Origin of the sequence: Pedobacter aquatilis (genome assembly GCF_032678425.1) — a bacterium.
Classification (GTDB): domain Bacteria; phylum Bacteroidota; class Bacteroidia; order Sphingobacteriales; family Sphingobacteriaceae; genus Pedobacter; species Pedobacter aquatilis_B.
Map to the genome: position 1 here is coordinate 81,170 of NZ_JAVTSG010000001.1, position 16,439 is coordinate 97,608.

Genomic DNA, 16,439 nt, shown 5'->3' on the forward strand with positions numbered 1-16,439 from the left:
GTAGAATTTTCATTTCCTTTTAAATTAGCTTCATTTCTCCTATTTATGGAATTAAAGATTCACTTTATTTCAGGTACGAAATGCCTGGAAATCATAAATCCGCATTAAAAACTGCTAAAGCTTAGTCTTTTTTTATAGCCTACATAGTTTTCATGGCAAAATCTGGAAGAAATACCTTAAACAACTCTATTCAGGAATAATCGTTTGATTATCAATATCTGTTGGGTTACCTTTTTATTTCCCGATGTATTCATTTTCAGTCAACAGATAAAAATTTAACAACAAAAACAAAAGACCATGAAAAATTTATTCAAATTAAGCTTCGTTGCTTTAGCTTTAAGTTTAACAATTGCTGCTTGCTCGGAAAAAAAAGCAGATGCTGCTGATTCTACAATGGTTGATAGCACTATGGCTGATACATCTATGAGCATGGGTGCCGATACGATGATGACTGATACCACTAAACAAGACAGCATGCCAAAAATGTAAGCTTAAAGTTGAGCTTTAAAAAAAGGTTTCCGGAAATTCCGGAAACCTTTTTTTATGGAATAACCAATCCTACACAATGAAAAAATTATGGTTAGAAAACAAACTTTGTTTCTAGCCCCGACATTCGCGGAAATACTTTTGGTAGCACTTGCATTCTAAAAATGCACAAATTTTAGCCAAAAGATTGGAGCATTGGCGGGAACAGATTTGCCAAGGAATGCTTGCTTTGCGCTCCAATTAATTCAGTAAATTAAATGCTTAATTATACATATAACTTAAAAAGATTTAGCTTCGTTAAGCACTTCATGGTTCTCCACTTCGGTCGAAATGACGGAACCAAAATAAAAAAGTCTCCTAAATATAATTAAGAGACTCTAATAAAATCGGTTATTTCTTTTTAATAAAGGCCATTATCGTAATTACGCCAAGTCCGGCAAATGAGGCAATCATATAATTATCGCTATAATTCCATTTTAGAATTTTTGCGATAGGTCCTAATAGGAAGAGGCATATCGCCACAATTAATAAATATTTCCTCACTTTAAACTGGTAATCTGTGCAGCTCTATATCGTCTGGTGTAACAAATATTAATGGTACTTTTTCTACATCAACATAACTACTATCCAAACCAAAACTTCGTTCTTCCGATAAACTCAATTTCTTAAGTATGAAATAGTAATCCATCACTGTACGCTCGTAAAAACTTAGATTTGTAAACTTTGATAAATGTTTTTCTAAAAGCACGAAACGGAAATCGCCTGCTATTTTATGTTTGTTTAACGATGTATACTGACTTGTAATATCGATTTCGCCATTTTTTACAAGTTCTTCCACAACCTTACGGTAAAGTAAATTTACCCTTTGCTCAATTCTAAAACCTAACCTAAAATCGATACGGATTAGCTTGCCTGGAATCAGGAATTCTACTTTATAATCGAGGGTATAAGGCTCATCCATTACATCAACGTGTACCAACCAATAAACATCGGCACGTTTTGGCTCTTTTTGAATAATGGAGTAAATTATCTTCGATTCGATTTCTGTTTTGAAGTTTGCACTTGTTAAGTAAACCAATTGAGATGAATATTTCGGAACAGATTCATCGCTACTTAACTCGCTTAAAATCTGATAGTAATCTTCAATTTCAACGTATTTAACAAAGCGGTTTTTAATCTTGCGAGAGTTATACCAGGTCCACATTACGCTTAGTAAAGCACAACCAATTAACAAGGTTACCCAACCACCGTGTACAAATTTGAATAGATTACCGGTTAAGAATGCTAACTCAATTGCACCATAAACTACCACAAAAATAACGATAATGTATTTCGGGAATTTTTTTCTAAGCATGTAAACGGCAACCAAAACGGTTGTCATTAAGAAGGTTAGGTTGATGGCTAAACCGTAAGCACCCTCCATATCATCAGAACGTTTAAAAATTAAAACGATAATAATACAGCCGATACAAAGCAACCAGTTAATGGATGGCACATATAATTGTCCTTTTTGAACACTTGGATAATTGATGCGCACTTTAGGCCAAAGGTTTAAACGAACAGCTTCAGATATTAACGTAAATGAACCCGAAATCATCGCTTGTGAAGCAATTACCGCAGCAGTTGTAGCCAATGCAACCATGTAAAGTACCATTCCCGGAGGCACTAATTCAAAGAAAGGATTTACAAAGTGAGGGTCGTAATTTGGATTTTTCAACACCCAAACACCCTGACCAAGATAATTAAAGATAAGCATGGCTTTAACAAAAATCCAGCTTACACGAATATTTTGTTTACCGCAATGCCCCAAATCTGAATACAAAGCCTCCGCTCCAGTAGTACATAGAAATACACCACCTAAAATGGCTAGCGCCCCCGGATTTGTAACCAGTAAATGAATAGCATAATATGGATTTAAAGCCTTGAAGATAGATGGATCGTGAATAATCTGATTTAAACCTGCAGCCCCTAAAGCCGCGAACCATAGAAACATAATTGGACCAAAAAGCTTACCAACCAAGTTTGTTCCAAATTGCTGAATAATAAATAAAAGCGCAATAATGGTTATAACGATTGGCAGTACTGAAACGGTTGGAAATTTGAGTTTTAAACCTTCTATTGCTGATGTAACGGTAATACTTGGGGTAATCATGCCATCAGCGAGCAAGGCTGCCCCACCAATAATTGCGGGAATAACCAACCACTTCGCCTTTTTACGCACTAACGAGTAAAGTGAGAAAATGCCACCCTCACCTCTGTTATCAGCTCGAAGGGTAATCATTACGTACTTAATTGTAGTTTGTAAGGTAAGTGTCCATATTACGCAGGATAAGGCTCCAAGAACTAAATCGGGATTAATGTACGGACCAGCAGCATGGCTTGTTTCAGCAATTTCCTTTGCTGTTTTAAAAATTGCCTTCAGAGTGTATAAAGGAGAAGTACCGATATCGCCAAAAACAATACCTAAACTTATCAAAACTCCGCCAGCTGTTAGCGCATTTACATTTTTATGATTTGACACTTCGTTAATAATTTTAGTGCGGCAAAAGTAAACTAACTATAACAATTTAACAACCAATTTATTGTGTATTTTTAACACTATAGAAGCTAAAAATCCCAAACGTTTGAAACAAGCCCTTAAAGGTTTTCTAAAACGTTTTTCTATTCAAAGAAAAAACCTGATACGTAAAAAAACAAAATTTATTGTTAAATTGTGTTAAAATAATCTGTTTAAATAAAATGTTTAATTTCTTTGTATTAAATTAATACATTTGCTATACAATTTGATGAAACTCTACCCAAAGATAATGCTTCTCACAAATATTACATGCATGTTTTGCATGCTAATGTTTTGTAGCGTAAAATCTTTGGCTCAGCAATCAGATAGTATTCGTTTTAGCCTTAAATCAAAGGCAAAAAAAAGCAGTAAAATTCCTGAAATAAAGGCTAACATTCAGCCATACAAACCACTTTACACACAAATTAATGGTGCTGGAATGTTCAATTCTTATTCGGGTACAAACCCAAAAGCAACCAGCGTTGCATCGAAAGATAAATTATTGACGATTGTTAAAATTTATCCAAATCCGGTTGAAGACCAGTTGAACATTATTTTATCATTAAATAAAGACACTTTAGTAACGATTAAGATTATTGATTTGTTGGGTAACGAGGTGGTAACCTTAGCAAACGAACGTTTAAACTCTGGGGAGCAAACCAAAAGCTTTAATATTCCAAGCAGATTAAATGCAGGTATTTACTTTCTAAGGGTTATTGCCGGCGCTGAATATCAGATAAAACGAATCTCAGTTTTATAACATCAATATCTTTTCTATTTTTGGGTTGTTCAGGAGATTTTCTTCAAAATCTCAATTTCACTATCTCAAATAATTTAGAATGAAAATCATAGCCATCGGCCGAAATTATGCCGAACATGCAAAAGAATTAAATAATCCCGTTCCAACAACGCCAGTTATTTTCTTAAAACCAGATACAGCTCTACTAAAAGATAACAAGCCATTTTATCACCCTGAATTTTCTAACGATGTACATTACGAACTGGAAGTTGTTTTAAAAGTTTGTAAAGAAGGAAAACATATTGCCGAAAAGTTTGCTTCAAATTATTATGATGAAATTGGTTTAGGCATCGATTTTACAGCGAGAGACATTCAATCTAAGCATAAAGAAAAAGGCTTGCCCTGGGAACTTGCAAAAGCTTTTGACAATTCTGCACCAGTAAGCAATTTCTTACCTAAAACAGATTTTGAAGACATGTATAACTTAAACTTTGAGCTTCAACTTAATGGCGAAACCAAACAAAAAGGATATACCAAAGACCTTTTATTCTCGTTCGAGAAGATAATAAGTTTCGTATCGCAATACATCACCTTAAAAAAAGGCGATTTGATTTTTACGGGAACGCCTGAAGGTGTTGGTAAAGTTAACAAAGGCGATAAATTAGAGGCTTGGTTAGAAGGCAAACAACTTTTAAATTTTGAGGTAAAATAATCGGATGCGCATTATAAAAAATATCAGAAATAAATCTTTATTCGCGACTCTACTTGTTTACATTTTAACTTCGAGCACTACCGTATTTGCCCAACAAATTTTTAGCAACAACAAATATCCCTTAACCTATTTCAGACAGCCTTTGGATATTACCCCTCCTGCTTTGGCTGGCTCTTTTGGCGAAATCAGAGGCAATCACTTTCACTCGGGTATTGATTTCAGAACCAATCAGCGAGAAGGTTACCCGGTTTATGCCGTAGCCGATGGTTATGTTTCGCGTTTACGAGTTCAAAATAGTGGCTTCGGACAAGCACTTTACATTAATCACCCAAATGGTTTTACATCTGTTTATGGACACGTTCAGCGTTTTGCTCCAAAAATTGCAACAATTGTAAAAAACTTAGAATACGAAAAAAAATCCTTTGAAATTGATGAGTTTCCAAATGAAACCCTAATTCCGGTTCGTAAAGGCGAAGTGATTGCTTGGTCTGGAAATCGCGGTAGCTCGGGCGGTCCGCATTTGCATTTTGAAATTAGAGATAGCAAAACAGAGGAAACCATTAATCCGCAGTTTTTTGGGATCGATATTCCAGATAACATCCCTCCTGTAATTTATAGTTTGTATGCTTACAAGTTAAATGGCAAGCCATTTACAGAAAACACACCTAAGCAGGCAATTGCAATAAGTGGTGGTGGTGGTGGCGTTTATAAAGCAAATGCGCCGGTAAGTTTAGTCGGCGAGATTGGTTTTGGAATAGTGACCACAGATAGACATAGTGGCTTATCGGGTTTAAATGGTGTTTATTCTATACAATTAGAACTGGATGGAAAATTGGTTTATACATCGGCACTAGAACGATTCGCTTTCGAAGACAGCAAAGCGATTAATTCGCATATCGATTATCCTACTTTTTTAAACACAAAACGTAGCATTCAAAAAAGTTTTGTCGAGCCAGGAAATCCCTTAAGCATTTACAGCAATTTGGTAAATAGCGGAAAAATTAATTTCATCGACGGAGAAATTCATCAATTAAAATATATCATAACTGACTCAAAGGGAAATGCTTCAACATTATCATTTTCTGTGCATTCGGGTGCTTCCGCACCAGCTGTAACCAGTATTCCGGCAGGAGTTAATTTTAGTTATAATAAGCTAAATGAATTTAATAATGATGAAATAAAAGTTGTTTTCCTAATGGGAACTTTATATAATGATTTAAATTTCAGCTACAAAAAAATGCCTAAACCAGCAGGCAATGCCTGGTCAAACATCCACCAAATCCATAATCGCTATACGCCATTGCATACCGGTTTTGAATTATCGATAAGGGCCGATAATTTACCGGAAGAACTTAGAGAAAAGGCATTGATTGTAAACACAAATGGTTCATCGCAAGGCGGAAGTTTTGTTAACGGATTTATTAAGGCAAATCCAAGAAACTTTGGTAGTTTTTACATTGCGGTTGATACCATTGCGCCACGCATCATTCCAACGAATATTTCGGAAGGAAAAAATATGGCAGGACTTTCAAAAATCTTTTTCAAAATCAGTGATAATCTTTCAGGCCTAAAAAGCTTTAACGGCTACATAGATGGCAAGTGGGTTTTAATGGAATTTGATGCAAAGACAGCTACTTTATGGCACAGCTTTGACGAACGAACAAGCTCGGGTAAACACACTTTAGAACTTGTTGTAGACGACACGAAAAATAACATCAAACGTTATTCTGTGTCATTTTTTAGGTAGCCTTAGTATTTTAGGCTAACCTAATCCTCAATTCGTTGTTATATTACTAAATTGCATAACAATACAATCAATCATATAAATATATGGCAGAATTAAAGGAAGGTGACATTGCTCCGGCAATCACCTCAAAAAACGAAAAAGGCGAGCAGATTTCCTTAAGTGATTATAAAGGAAAAACGGTTGTTTTATATTTTTACCCAAAGGATGATACACCTGGTTGTACCGCAGAAGCCTGCGATTTCAGAGATAATTATCAAGGTTTATTAGCAAAAGACATTGTTGTGCTTGGCGTAAGTGTTGATGATGAAAAATCTCACCAAAAATTTATTACAAAACATAGTCTACCTTTTACCCTACTTGCTGATACCGACCAGAAAATTGTAAATGATTACGGCGTTTGGGCAGAGAAAAACATGTATGGCAAAAAATATATGGGTACCGTTCGTACTACTTTTATTATCGATGGCGATGGAAAAATCTCGCACATTATTAAAAAAGTTGACACAAAAAATGCTACTCAACAAGTACTCGATTTAATCAATAACTAATTATGATATGGCAAGTAAAATATTAACTTTGCTATGTAACAACAACCTTATATTTTAATGAAACATACAATAAAAGAGCTAGAAGATATTGCCTCGCAAATCAGACGAGATATCGTTAGAATGGTTCACGGATGTCAATCTGGTCACCCGGGTGCTTCGCTTGGATGTACAGATTTTTTTACTGCTTTATATTTCGAAGTTTTAAATCACAAAACAGATTTTACAATGGAAGGCCACGGAGAAGATTTATTCTTCTTATCAAATGGTCACATTTCTCCGGTTTGGTATAGTACATTGGCTCATGCAGGTTACTTTGATAAAAGCGAATTGGCTACCTTCCGTAAGTTGGATTCGAGATTACAAGGTCACCCAACAACGCACGAACATTTACCAGGAATTCGTATTGCTTCGGGTTCACTAGGTCAAGGTTTATCTGTTGCAATTGGTGCCGCCTTAGCTAAAAAATTAAACGGTGATAAATCTCTTGTTTTTGCCTTATTAGGTGATGGAGAATTACAAGAAGGACAGAACTGGGAAGCAGCAATGTTTGCACCTTTCAATAAGGTTGATCATTTAATCGCATCTGTTGATTACAACGGTCAGCAAATTGACGGCCCAACGAGTAAAGTTTTGGCTTTAGATGATCTGCAAGCTAAATTTGAAGCTTTCGGTTGGCATGTAATCAATACAGATGGTAACGACATGAAAGCGATTGTAGAAGGTTTACATTATGCAAAAACCTTAACCGGAAAAGGTAAACCAATCTTAAACTTAATGAGCACACAAATGGGTGCTGGTGTAGATTATATGATGGGTACACACAAATGGCATGGTACAGCGCCAAATGATGAGCAACTTGCCGCAGCATTAGCGCAGTTACCTGAAACATTAGGAGATTATTAAAGTTGAAAGTTTAGAGTAGAAAGTTTAAAGTATTAAACGGAGAACAGAAAACGAAGGACGAAAAACGACAAACAATAAATAAAGACATTGTGAAAAAATACACATATACAGAAAAAAAAGATACACGTTCGGGTTTTGGAGCTGGCTTACATGAAGCTGGAAAGAAAAATGAGAACGTTGTTGCACTTTGTGCCGATTTAGTTGGCTCATTAAAAATGGATGCTTTTATTAAAGATTTTCCGGAGCGTTTTACACAAGTTGGTATTGCAGAGGCAAACATGATTGGTATTGCAGCGGGTATGACTATTGGAGGCAAAATTCCATTTACTGGTACTTTTGCAAATTTCTCTACAGGTCGTGTTTACGATCAGATTCGCCAATCAGTAGCTTATTCAAATAAAAATGTTAAAATCTGTGCTTCTCACGCTGGCTTAACTTTAGGCGAAGATGGTGCAACACACCAGATTTTAGAAGATATAGGTTTGATGAAAATGTTGCCAGGCATGGTGGTTATTAATCCTTGCGATTATAACCAAACCAAAGCTGCAACAATGGCTATTGCAGAATACGAAGGACCTGTTTATTTACGTTTCGGTCGCCCGGTTATTCCTGTGTTTACAGATCCTGATCAAAAATTTGAGATTGGTAAAGCTTGGATGGTGAACGAAGGCACTGATGTTACCATAATTGCAACAGGCCATATGGTTTGGAAAGCGATTGAAGCTGGCGAGAAATTAGCCGAACTTGGTATAGATGCTGAGATTATAAATATACACACCATTAAACCTTTGGATGATGAAGCCATCTTAAAATCGGTTAAGAAAACAGGTTGCGTGGTTACTTGCGAAGAACATAATAAATTTGGCGGTTTAGGCGAAAGTGTTGCCCGTTTGCTGACAACAGAATTTCTAGCGCCACAAGAGTTTGTTGCAACTAACGATACTTTTGGCGAAAGCGGAACACCAGACCAATTAATGTCTAAATATGGTTTAGATGCAGTGAATATTGTAGAAGCTGCTCAAAAAGTTATTGGCAGAAAGAAATAAATTATAGCGAACGCCCATTTGTAATATTTGGGCGTTTGTTATTTGAAAATGAGCGTACAGAAATTCTTGGATTCTTTAATCCCGCCATTTGCTCTAGTCCCGATGAAACCTGTGAAACAAGCAAGCACACAATTAAAAACAATAGTACAGTGCTTAAATCGGGAGCTGCCGCTTCTGTCGGGTTTAGAAACAACATTTCTACACCAAAAGCATTTGGCGAATAGTATTTTTATACTAACCGCAGTTAAATAAACCTGATTGAAGTGAAAAGCCCGCAATCCCGATTTTCTCGGGAGCGGACTTGTAACGAAAAGCAGGACTACAGTTATCGAAGAAATAATAACCTACATTTTCAAAAAATTTACTGATTAGTTAGCTAAAGCGTTTTTAAAACGCCACAACATCAAAATCCGATTAATGAAACAAGTTGAAGATTCAGAAATTCTTGCCATGTTCGCCGTTGAGCGCACTCGAAATGAAGCCTTTAACTTGTTATTAAAAAAATATCAGCAAAAAATTTACTGGCACATTCGCAGGTTGGTTCTAAACCACGATGATTGTGACGATTTGATTCAGGAAGTTTTTGTAAAAGTTTGGAAAAACCTGGATAAATTTAGAAGTGATTCTCAGCTTTACACCTGGATTTATCGCATTGCAACAAATGAATCCATTACTTTTCTAAACAAACAAAAGCAAAAAAATAATACCCCATTAGACGAGGTTTCGTCAGAACTTGCAGATAATTTAGTGGCTTCATCTTATTTTAACGGAGATAAGTTAGAGTTGAAATTACAAAAGGCAATTCTTACACTTCCAGAGAAACAGAGAATAATCTTCAATATGAAATACTTCGATGATATGAAATATGAAGAAATTTCTGAAGTGCTCGGTACATCCGTAGGAGCCTTAAAAGCATCATTTCATATTGCTGCAAAAAAAATTGAGGCTTTTATTACAAATGATGAGATTGACTATTAAACCTTTTCACATTTATTATATCATATAACAGTGATGAATGATAATTTAGAAAATAACGACTGGATTAAGGATGCGCCAATGCTTGCAACAATGGTTAAGCGCAATCCGTTTTTAGTTCCGAATGGATATTTCGAAAATTGTGAACAGGAACTTTTGAATCAGGTTTTTCTAGATAGTTTAAAGCAGAAAACGAGTGAAAATGCGTTTGAAGTTCCAACGAATTATTTTGAAGAATTAACGGAATTAATCGAAACCAGAATTGCACTCGAAGCCATTAATTTACCAAAAGGTTTTGCCGTACCGGAAAACTATTTCGAAACGCTACAAAGCCGTATAAATAGTAAAATTGCACTCGAGGAAATAACACCTAAAGAAGCTAAGGTAATTCCTTTATGGAAAAGAGGTTTTGTTAAATACGCTAGCGCGGCATGTTTTGTATTAATAGCATCTTTTGGTGTGTATTTCTATCAAAATAACCAAACAATTGCAACCACAAATGCTCAAATACAATCTGCTGAAATGGCAAATGAAGCAATGCTTTACGATATTGACGAAAGCACAATTATTGAGCATGTTGAAACGCAAAATAAATCAATAAAAACGAATGTTTCTGCCTCAGATACAGAAATGGAAAACTACATACTGAGTAATTATTCATCAACAGATTTAGCTCAGGAATTATAAAATTAATATAGAAATGAAGAATTTATTTTTTGCCGCTTTAATGTTAATGTTACCATCAATACTTTGGGCGCAGAGACCAAAAGGTGAAGAAATAGAATCGTTAAAGATTGCCTTTTTTACTAAAAAATTAGATTTATCGGCTGATGAAGCCAAAGTATTCTGGCCAATCTATAACGATATGCAGGCAGAACAGGCTACGCTACGTAAAGAACGTTTTCAAAAAATGATTTCGTTTAGAAAAGTAGATGAGATTGATAATTTAAGTGATGCACAAGTTCAAAGTTTAATCACCAGTGAGTTTGACTTTCGCCAGAGGGATTTGAATTTAGAAAAGAAATACTACTATAAATTAAAGTCTGCTTTGCCAATTAAAACGGTTGGAAAATATTACAGAGCGCAGGAAGCCTTTAAACGAGAGTTGCTGAATAGGTTTAGAGATAAACAATAATAAAAAAGACCTTGCAAAATGCAAGGTCTTTTTTATTATAACGGAAATTTACATTTCCGTACTTTTGCGTTATGCTTACACAACGCCAGTTGTTTTTACAACACAATGCCCAAACCTCTCCCGAACCTTTAATGCTCGAATTTGTAAGGGCAAAAGGTGTTTACATTTACGATTCAGCAGATAAAAAACATTTAGATCTTATTGCCGGTATTGGCGTTAGTAACGTTGGGCACTGCCATCCAGCTGTGGTTAAAGCTATACAGGAGCAAGCTGAAACTTATATGCATTTAATGGTTTATGGCGAATATGTTCAAACCCCACAGGTAAACTTCGCTAAAGCCTTGGCTGATATTTTACCTGAAAGCTTAAGCTGTACCTATTTTCTTAACTCAGGAACTGAAGCAGTTGAAGGCGCAATGAAATTAGCAAAACGCTATACAGGAAGAAAAGGTTTTATCGCTTGTAGAAATGCTTATCACGGTAGTACGCAAGGTGCAGAAAGCTTAATGGAAAGCGATTTTTATTCATCAGGTTACGGACCATTCTTACCAAATGTTAGCTTTATAGAACATAATAAATTGAGTGATTTAGAAAAAATCACCACAGATATCGCTGCTGTATTTATTGAACCCATTCAAGGCGAGGCCGGAATACGGGTTGCAGATTTAGATTACATGCAAGCTTTAAGAACAAAATGTACAGAAACCGGAACGCTATTAATTTTTGATGAAATTCAATCGGGTTTCGGCAGAAGCGGAAAAATGTTTGCTTTTGAACATTATAATGTGATTCCTGATGTGTTACTTTTAGCTAAAGGCATAGGCGGCGGAATGCCAATTGGTGCCTTTATCAGCTCGTTGGAAATTATGTCGGTGCTTTCGCACTCCCCTATTCTCGGCCATATGACAACTTTTGGCGGTCACCCGGTTTGTTGTGCGGCAGGTTTAGCTACTTTGCGAACGTTGGTAGATAACCATATTGTTGATGAAGTTGAAGAAAAAGGTCAACTTTTCAAGAGTTTACTGGTTCATCCGGCAATTAAAGAAATCAGAGGAACAGGTTTGATGCTGGCTGTAGAATTCGAGAATTTCGAAATCAATAAAAAAATTATTGATGCCTGCATTTTAGATGGTGTTTTATCAGATTGGTTTCTGCATTGCAGCAATTCTATGCGAATTGCACCTCCGTTAATTATTTCGAAAGAAGAAATTGAAGAAGCTTGCAGTATAATTCTTAAAAATATTAATTTAGTTGTGGGCGAAAGACGAAAGTAAAAAGCTGAAAGACTAAGCTTAAAACTAAATGCTGCAAGTTGAAATAAGAAACAGAAGACGAGCAACCAAATTATCGTCCTACATCTTGATACCTGATACTAAATACTCGATACTAAAATGAACGTACTAATAGTTGAAGATGAGAAAAGCCTGGCGCTTGAAATGAATGAATTTCTGAGTAAAGAAGGTTTTATTATTGAGCATGCCTGGAAAAAAGCATCAGCAGAAGAAAAAATTTTTGTAAACGGTTACGATTTTATTTTACTTGATTTAGGCTTGCCTGATGGTGATGGTTTTGAGGTTTTGAAGCAACTTAAATCGCTTAAAGATAGAGATGATGCTGTAATTATTTTAACGGCAAGAAGTGCGGTTGACGATAGAATTAAAGGTTTAGATGAAGGTGCAGATGATTATTTACCAAAACCGTTTTCGCTTAACGAATTGTTGGCAAGAATGCATGCAATCATCCGTAGAAAACATAAATTAGAGAAAAACGAGGTAAACATTCATGGTTTTGCCTTCAATATTCAAAATCGAAGCGTATCATTCGGAGAGGAAAGGCTAAACCTTACCAAAAAAGAATTCGAGATTTTTAATTATCTGGTATTGAATAAAAACCGGGTAGTTTCCAGAATGAGTTTAACAGAACACGTTTGGGGCGATATTTTGGAGGTGAATTCTGATTCTAATTTTGTCGATGTGCATGTAAAAAACCTTCGTAAAAAATTAGCAGCTGTTAATCCTATCGATTGGTTTGAAACGGTTAGAAGTATTGGTTACAGAATAAATTGCTGAGGAAGTTGAAAAGTTTAACGATTGATTTACCTTCACCTTTTACATCATCCATTTTACTTTTCCCTTAAAAATGAAGTTACAAGTTAAGTTTTCATTATATAACGCCATTACTAAAATTGCCATTATTTTAGTTTTGGGTGCTATTATTTTGTTTTCACTTGATAAAATTGCTTACAACCAGCTCGATAACCGTTTACTAAAGAAGAAAGCGAGAATTATCGAACATCTTGACAAAAAGGAAATTGATAGTCTACTGAGCAATCAGGAAAGTTTCACCGATTACAACATACTAAAAGAAGAGTTCATCATATTAACTGATATTGATGATAAGCAAAATAATGCCCCCGCCAATATCATTACCGAAAAGCGAGAAATTGAGGGCGATATTGAGTTTTACAGAATATTGAATTATAAATTTCAGTACCACAAAAATTGGTATAAACTTGAACTTGGCGAAAGTATGACTGCGTTAGAGGGCATAAAAAACTACATTCGGTTTTACATGCTCATTGTCTTGGTTATTTCTTTGCTGATTACGCTTGTTACCGATTTTGCCTTTACAAACTTCCTGTTAAAGCCTTTTTATTTAATTATTGATAAAAAAATAAATCGGGTTAATGACCCAATGCTATATAATTACGAAAATATCCCAACCAATACAGATGATTTCAAAATTTTAGATAACAGCGTGAATACGTTAATGAAACGAATAAATACACTTTTTTTATTAGAAAAGCAGTTTATCGCAAATGTGTCGCACGAATTACTTACCCCAATTTCGGTTTTGAGTACGCGATTTGAAAATATGCTAAACACGCCTCAAATACCTGTTGAGCACGAAAACAAAATCTTCGCTTCGCTTAAAACCCTCAATCGTTTAAAATTTATCATAAATAGTTTGCTGCTTATCTCAAAAGTTGAAAATAACCAATACTTAAAAACCGAAGAAATCAACCTTATAGAAGAATTAAGTGATATTTATGAAGACCTTGAAGATAGAATTCTTGACAAAGGAATAAACTACAACCAAAAGGTAAATACCGATTTTAGATTCATAGGAAATAAAGCATTAATTCATACTTTGCTAGTTAACATCATCAATAACGCAATAAAATATAATAAGCAAGGTGGACGAATTGATATTACGGATAAAATAAAAAACAAAAATTATTTAATTAAGATTAGCGATAGCGGGGTTGGCATGGCTAAAGAATTGTTGGAAGACGCTTTTGACAGGTTCAAACGTGGCAATACGGAAGAACATGGTTTTGGTTTAGGCCTGGCAATTGTGCAAAGTATTGCCAAATTCCATAAGATTGAAATCGAAATCGAATCAGATATCGGGGAGGGAACAAGCATAACTTTAGTTTTTTCTCCTGAGAAAACCCTGAATTCATAGTATTTACCAGATGGCTACAATTTCGTACCTTTCAACCCATGTCTTTGCAATCATTTTTCAAAAGTATATCTCTGCTAACTTGTTTTATTCTATTTCAGAATGAATTAAAAGCACAAAAGATTGTAGAAATACAGGATTCAATTCCGCAGCACATTTTTACTTTCAATGAAATACAAATTATCGAAGACCCAACCGATAAATTTTCTTTCGAACAGATTAAAAGTTCAGCATTCGAATCTATTTTCAAGGATAATCTTAGCAGTACACCCCAAACCAAACAGTTGAATAAAACGTATTGGTTCCGTATTAAAATAAAGCCAAATCAAAAGGCCGAAAAATCATTTCTACTTGAATTTTTCGACCAAACGATTGATAATATAATAGTTTACAGTCCACAAAATGATAACAGTTATAAAATAGATTCGCTTGGTGATTTAAAAAAATTTAAAGCTCGGTTAATAAATCATAAAAACTTCGAAATACCAATTAAAAATAATGGTACCGATGCTCAAACTTATTATTTCAAAATAAAATCTTCACAGATTTCGGATATCATCATTGTACTAAGAACCGCTGATTGGTTTATTTCTTATGCACTGGATGAATATTTCTTTTTTGGCATTTTTTACGGAATGATATTAGTATTCAGTTTTTACAATCTGATAATGTATGTCGCAATCAGGCAAAAACAATATCTGTATTATGTGCTGTATAATCTAAGCTTAGGTTTTTTTGAGATGAGTACCGATGGTATTGCCTATCAATACCTATGGCCAAATGCTCCGGGCTGGAATGAAGTTGCTTATGCTTTTGCTTTGTGCGCAACCAGTATTTTTGCCTTACTATTTACTAGGGAGCTTTTATTGGTTAAATTAAAAGCTCCAAAACTTAATACGTTAATATTAGGTTTAATTGCCTTCAGACTACTTTTTTTTATTTATTGCTTTCTTTTCAACCAGCTTTTATTTAGTTATAAATTTCTGGAAGCTATACCGCTTTCTGTAGCATTTTTTACCGGCATCTACATTTATAAGCAAGGCTACAAACCTGCCCGTTTTTTTGTGTTGGGCTACAGCTTTTTATTTACAGGCTTTTTGCTAAAGTTTTTAATTATGCTCGGAATTAGCGCTTTAAATTTTGGAGCGATAACCTATTACAGCTTAAGCTTTTGTTTTGTTGTGGAGATGATTTTTCTTTCGTTCGCCATTGGCGATAAAGTTCGGATATTAAAGAAGACGAGAGATAAGGCACAGCAAAAAATGATGAGGCAAATGGCCGTTAACGCTAAATTAAAAGATACGATAAATAGAGACTTAGAAGCGAAAGTTGAGGAGCGCACAAGAGAAGTTTTCCAAAAATCGTTAATTATCGAAAGTAAAAATCAAGCTTTAGAAGAAGTAAATACATTATTGCAACAACAGGCTGAAGAAATTTCGAGAATGAATGCACTACTCGAACAGGATAACGAGGAGTTACAGATTAATGTAGAAAAAGTTAGCCGTGATAGGGTAATGAATACTGAAGTTGATTTTGAGGAATTCAGCAAAATTTACCCAGACAAAGAAACTTGCTTTAAATTTCTGGCAGAATTAAAATGGAGTAAAGGTTATCACTGTAAGAGATGTAGCAATGATAATTTCTTTAATGGTCATATTTTACACAGTCGCCGATGTAGTAAATGTGGTTATGAAGAATCGGTAACTAGTTATACCATTTTTCACGGTACACGTATTCCAATTAATAAAGCATTTTATATTATTTTTCTCATCTATTCATCTAAAGGAAAAATCTCTTCTCATAAGCTTTCTGAGCTATTAACGATAAGGCAAAGTACTTGCTGGACTTTCGGTGCAAGAATTAAAAAAGTAATGGAAGACAGAAAAAAAACGCTAAAAAAATCAGGAAAAGATGGCTGGAGCCAATTAGTTATTGAATAAATAGCCTCAGTTAACGTCACAATTTTAATATTTTCTAAAATAATTTAATTGGTATTATAGCGTATAAAACTCTATCCGAAGCCTTCCATATTAAACCTCCTTATCAGCTGATTATCAACAGAAAGCATGTACAAAAGCCTACGGTATCAAAGCGTATCAAAAAACAAACAAACACTTACAAATCAG

At 34.9% G+C, this 16,439-nt stretch carries 15 protein-coding genes; 14 read left to right on the forward strand and 1 reads right to left on the reverse strand.

Annotation, left to right across the window (positions count from 1 at the left end; translation table 11 throughout):
• Positions 1–297 precede the first annotated feature (297 nt).
• A complete protein-coding gene (locus R2Q16_RS00340; RefSeq protein ID WP_316734464.1) occupies positions 298–489 on the forward strand; it encodes a hypothetical protein in 192 nt (63 codons plus the stop codon).
• Between the two features lie 541 nt (positions 490–1,030).
• On the opposite strand, the gene R2Q16_RS00345 is transcribed toward R2Q16_RS00340, so the two are convergent.
• Positions 1,031–3,007 carry a KUP/HAK/KT family potassium transporter gene (locus R2Q16_RS00345; RefSeq protein ID WP_316734465.1) on the reverse strand — a complete coding sequence of 659 codons (1,977 nt, stop codon included), beginning with the start codon at positions 3,005–3,007 and terminating at the stop codon, positions 1,031–1,033.
• A gap of 346 nt (positions 3,008–3,353) precedes the next feature.
• On the opposite strand from R2Q16_RS00345, the gene R2Q16_RS00350 reads away from it, so the two are divergent.
• From R2Q16_RS00350 to R2Q16_RS00410, 13 genes are all read left to right on the forward strand, one after another.
• The gene (locus R2Q16_RS00350; RefSeq protein ID WP_316734466.1) at positions 3,354–3,803 is read left to right on the forward strand and encodes a T9SS type A sorting domain-containing protein; all 450 of its coding nucleotides are present in this window, start codon (positions 3,354–3,356) and stop codon (positions 3,801–3,803) included.
• A 79-nt stretch (positions 3,804–3,882) separates the two neighbouring features.
• Entirely contained in the window at positions 3,883–4,494 is a 612-nt protein-coding gene (locus R2Q16_RS00355) for a fumarylacetoacetate hydrolase family protein (RefSeq protein WP_316734467.1), read from the forward strand.
• A gap of 4 nt (positions 4,495–4,498) precedes the next feature.
• Complete coding sequence (locus R2Q16_RS00360) at positions 4,499–6,241, forward strand: M23 family metallopeptidase (RefSeq protein ID WP_316734468.1); 1,743 nt, start codon at positions 4,499–4,501, stop codon at positions 6,239–6,241.
• An 83-nt stretch (positions 6,242–6,324) separates the two neighbouring features.
• Positions 6,325–6,789 carry a thioredoxin-dependent thiol peroxidase gene (gene bcp, locus R2Q16_RS00365; protein WP_316734469.1) on the forward strand — a complete coding sequence of 155 codons (465 nt, stop codon included), beginning with the start codon at positions 6,325–6,327 and terminating at the stop codon, positions 6,787–6,789.
• A gap of 57 nt (positions 6,790–6,846) precedes the next feature.
• The gene (locus tag R2Q16_RS00370; protein ID WP_316734470.1) at positions 6,847–7,692 is read left to right on the forward strand and encodes a transketolase; all 846 of its coding nucleotides are present in this window, start codon (positions 6,847–6,849) and stop codon (positions 7,690–7,692) included.
• Positions 7,693–7,781: 89 nt separating this feature from the next.
• The gene (locus tag R2Q16_RS00375; RefSeq protein ID WP_316734471.1) at positions 7,782–8,738 is read left to right on the forward strand and encodes a transketolase family protein; all 957 of its coding nucleotides are present in this window, start codon (positions 7,782–7,784) and stop codon (positions 8,736–8,738) included.
• Positions 8,739–9,155: 417 nt separating this feature from the next.
• The gene (locus R2Q16_RS00380; RefSeq protein ID WP_290241075.1) at positions 9,156–9,716 is read left to right on the forward strand and encodes an RNA polymerase sigma factor; all 561 of its coding nucleotides are present in this window, start codon (positions 9,156–9,158) and stop codon (positions 9,714–9,716) included.
• 33 nt (positions 9,717–9,749) lie between these two features.
• Entirely contained in the window at positions 9,750–10,400 is a 651-nt protein-coding gene (locus tag R2Q16_RS00385; RefSeq protein WP_316734472.1) for a hypothetical protein, read from the forward strand.
• 13 nt (positions 10,401–10,413) lie between these two features.
• Complete coding sequence (locus R2Q16_RS00390) at positions 10,414–10,848, forward strand: hypothetical protein (RefSeq protein WP_316734473.1); 435 nt, start codon at positions 10,414–10,416, stop codon at positions 10,846–10,848.
• Positions 10,849–10,919: 71 nt separating this feature from the next.
• A complete protein-coding gene (locus tag R2Q16_RS00395; RefSeq protein ID WP_316734474.1) occupies positions 10,920–12,122 on the forward strand; it encodes an aspartate aminotransferase family protein in 1,203 nt (400 codons plus the stop codon).
• Between the two features lie 117 nt (positions 12,123–12,239).
• Positions 12,240–12,917, forward strand: a complete 678-nt coding sequence (locus R2Q16_RS00400; protein ID WP_316734475.1) for a response regulator transcription factor — start codon at positions 12,240–12,242, stop codon at positions 12,915–12,917.
• A gap of 70 nt (positions 12,918–12,987) precedes the next feature.
• Positions 12,988–14,316 (forward strand): HAMP domain-containing sensor histidine kinase, encoded by a 1,329-nt coding sequence (locus R2Q16_RS00405; RefSeq protein WP_316734476.1) that lies wholly within the window; start codon positions 12,988–12,990, stop codon positions 14,314–14,316.
• Between the two features lie 38 nt (positions 14,317–14,354).
• On the forward strand, positions 14,355–16,253 hold the full coding sequence (locus tag R2Q16_RS00410; RefSeq protein WP_316734477.1) for a 7TM diverse intracellular signaling domain-containing protein: 1,899 nt from the start codon (positions 14,355–14,357) through the stop codon (positions 16,251–16,253).
• Positions 16,254–16,439: the final 186 nt, after the last annotated feature.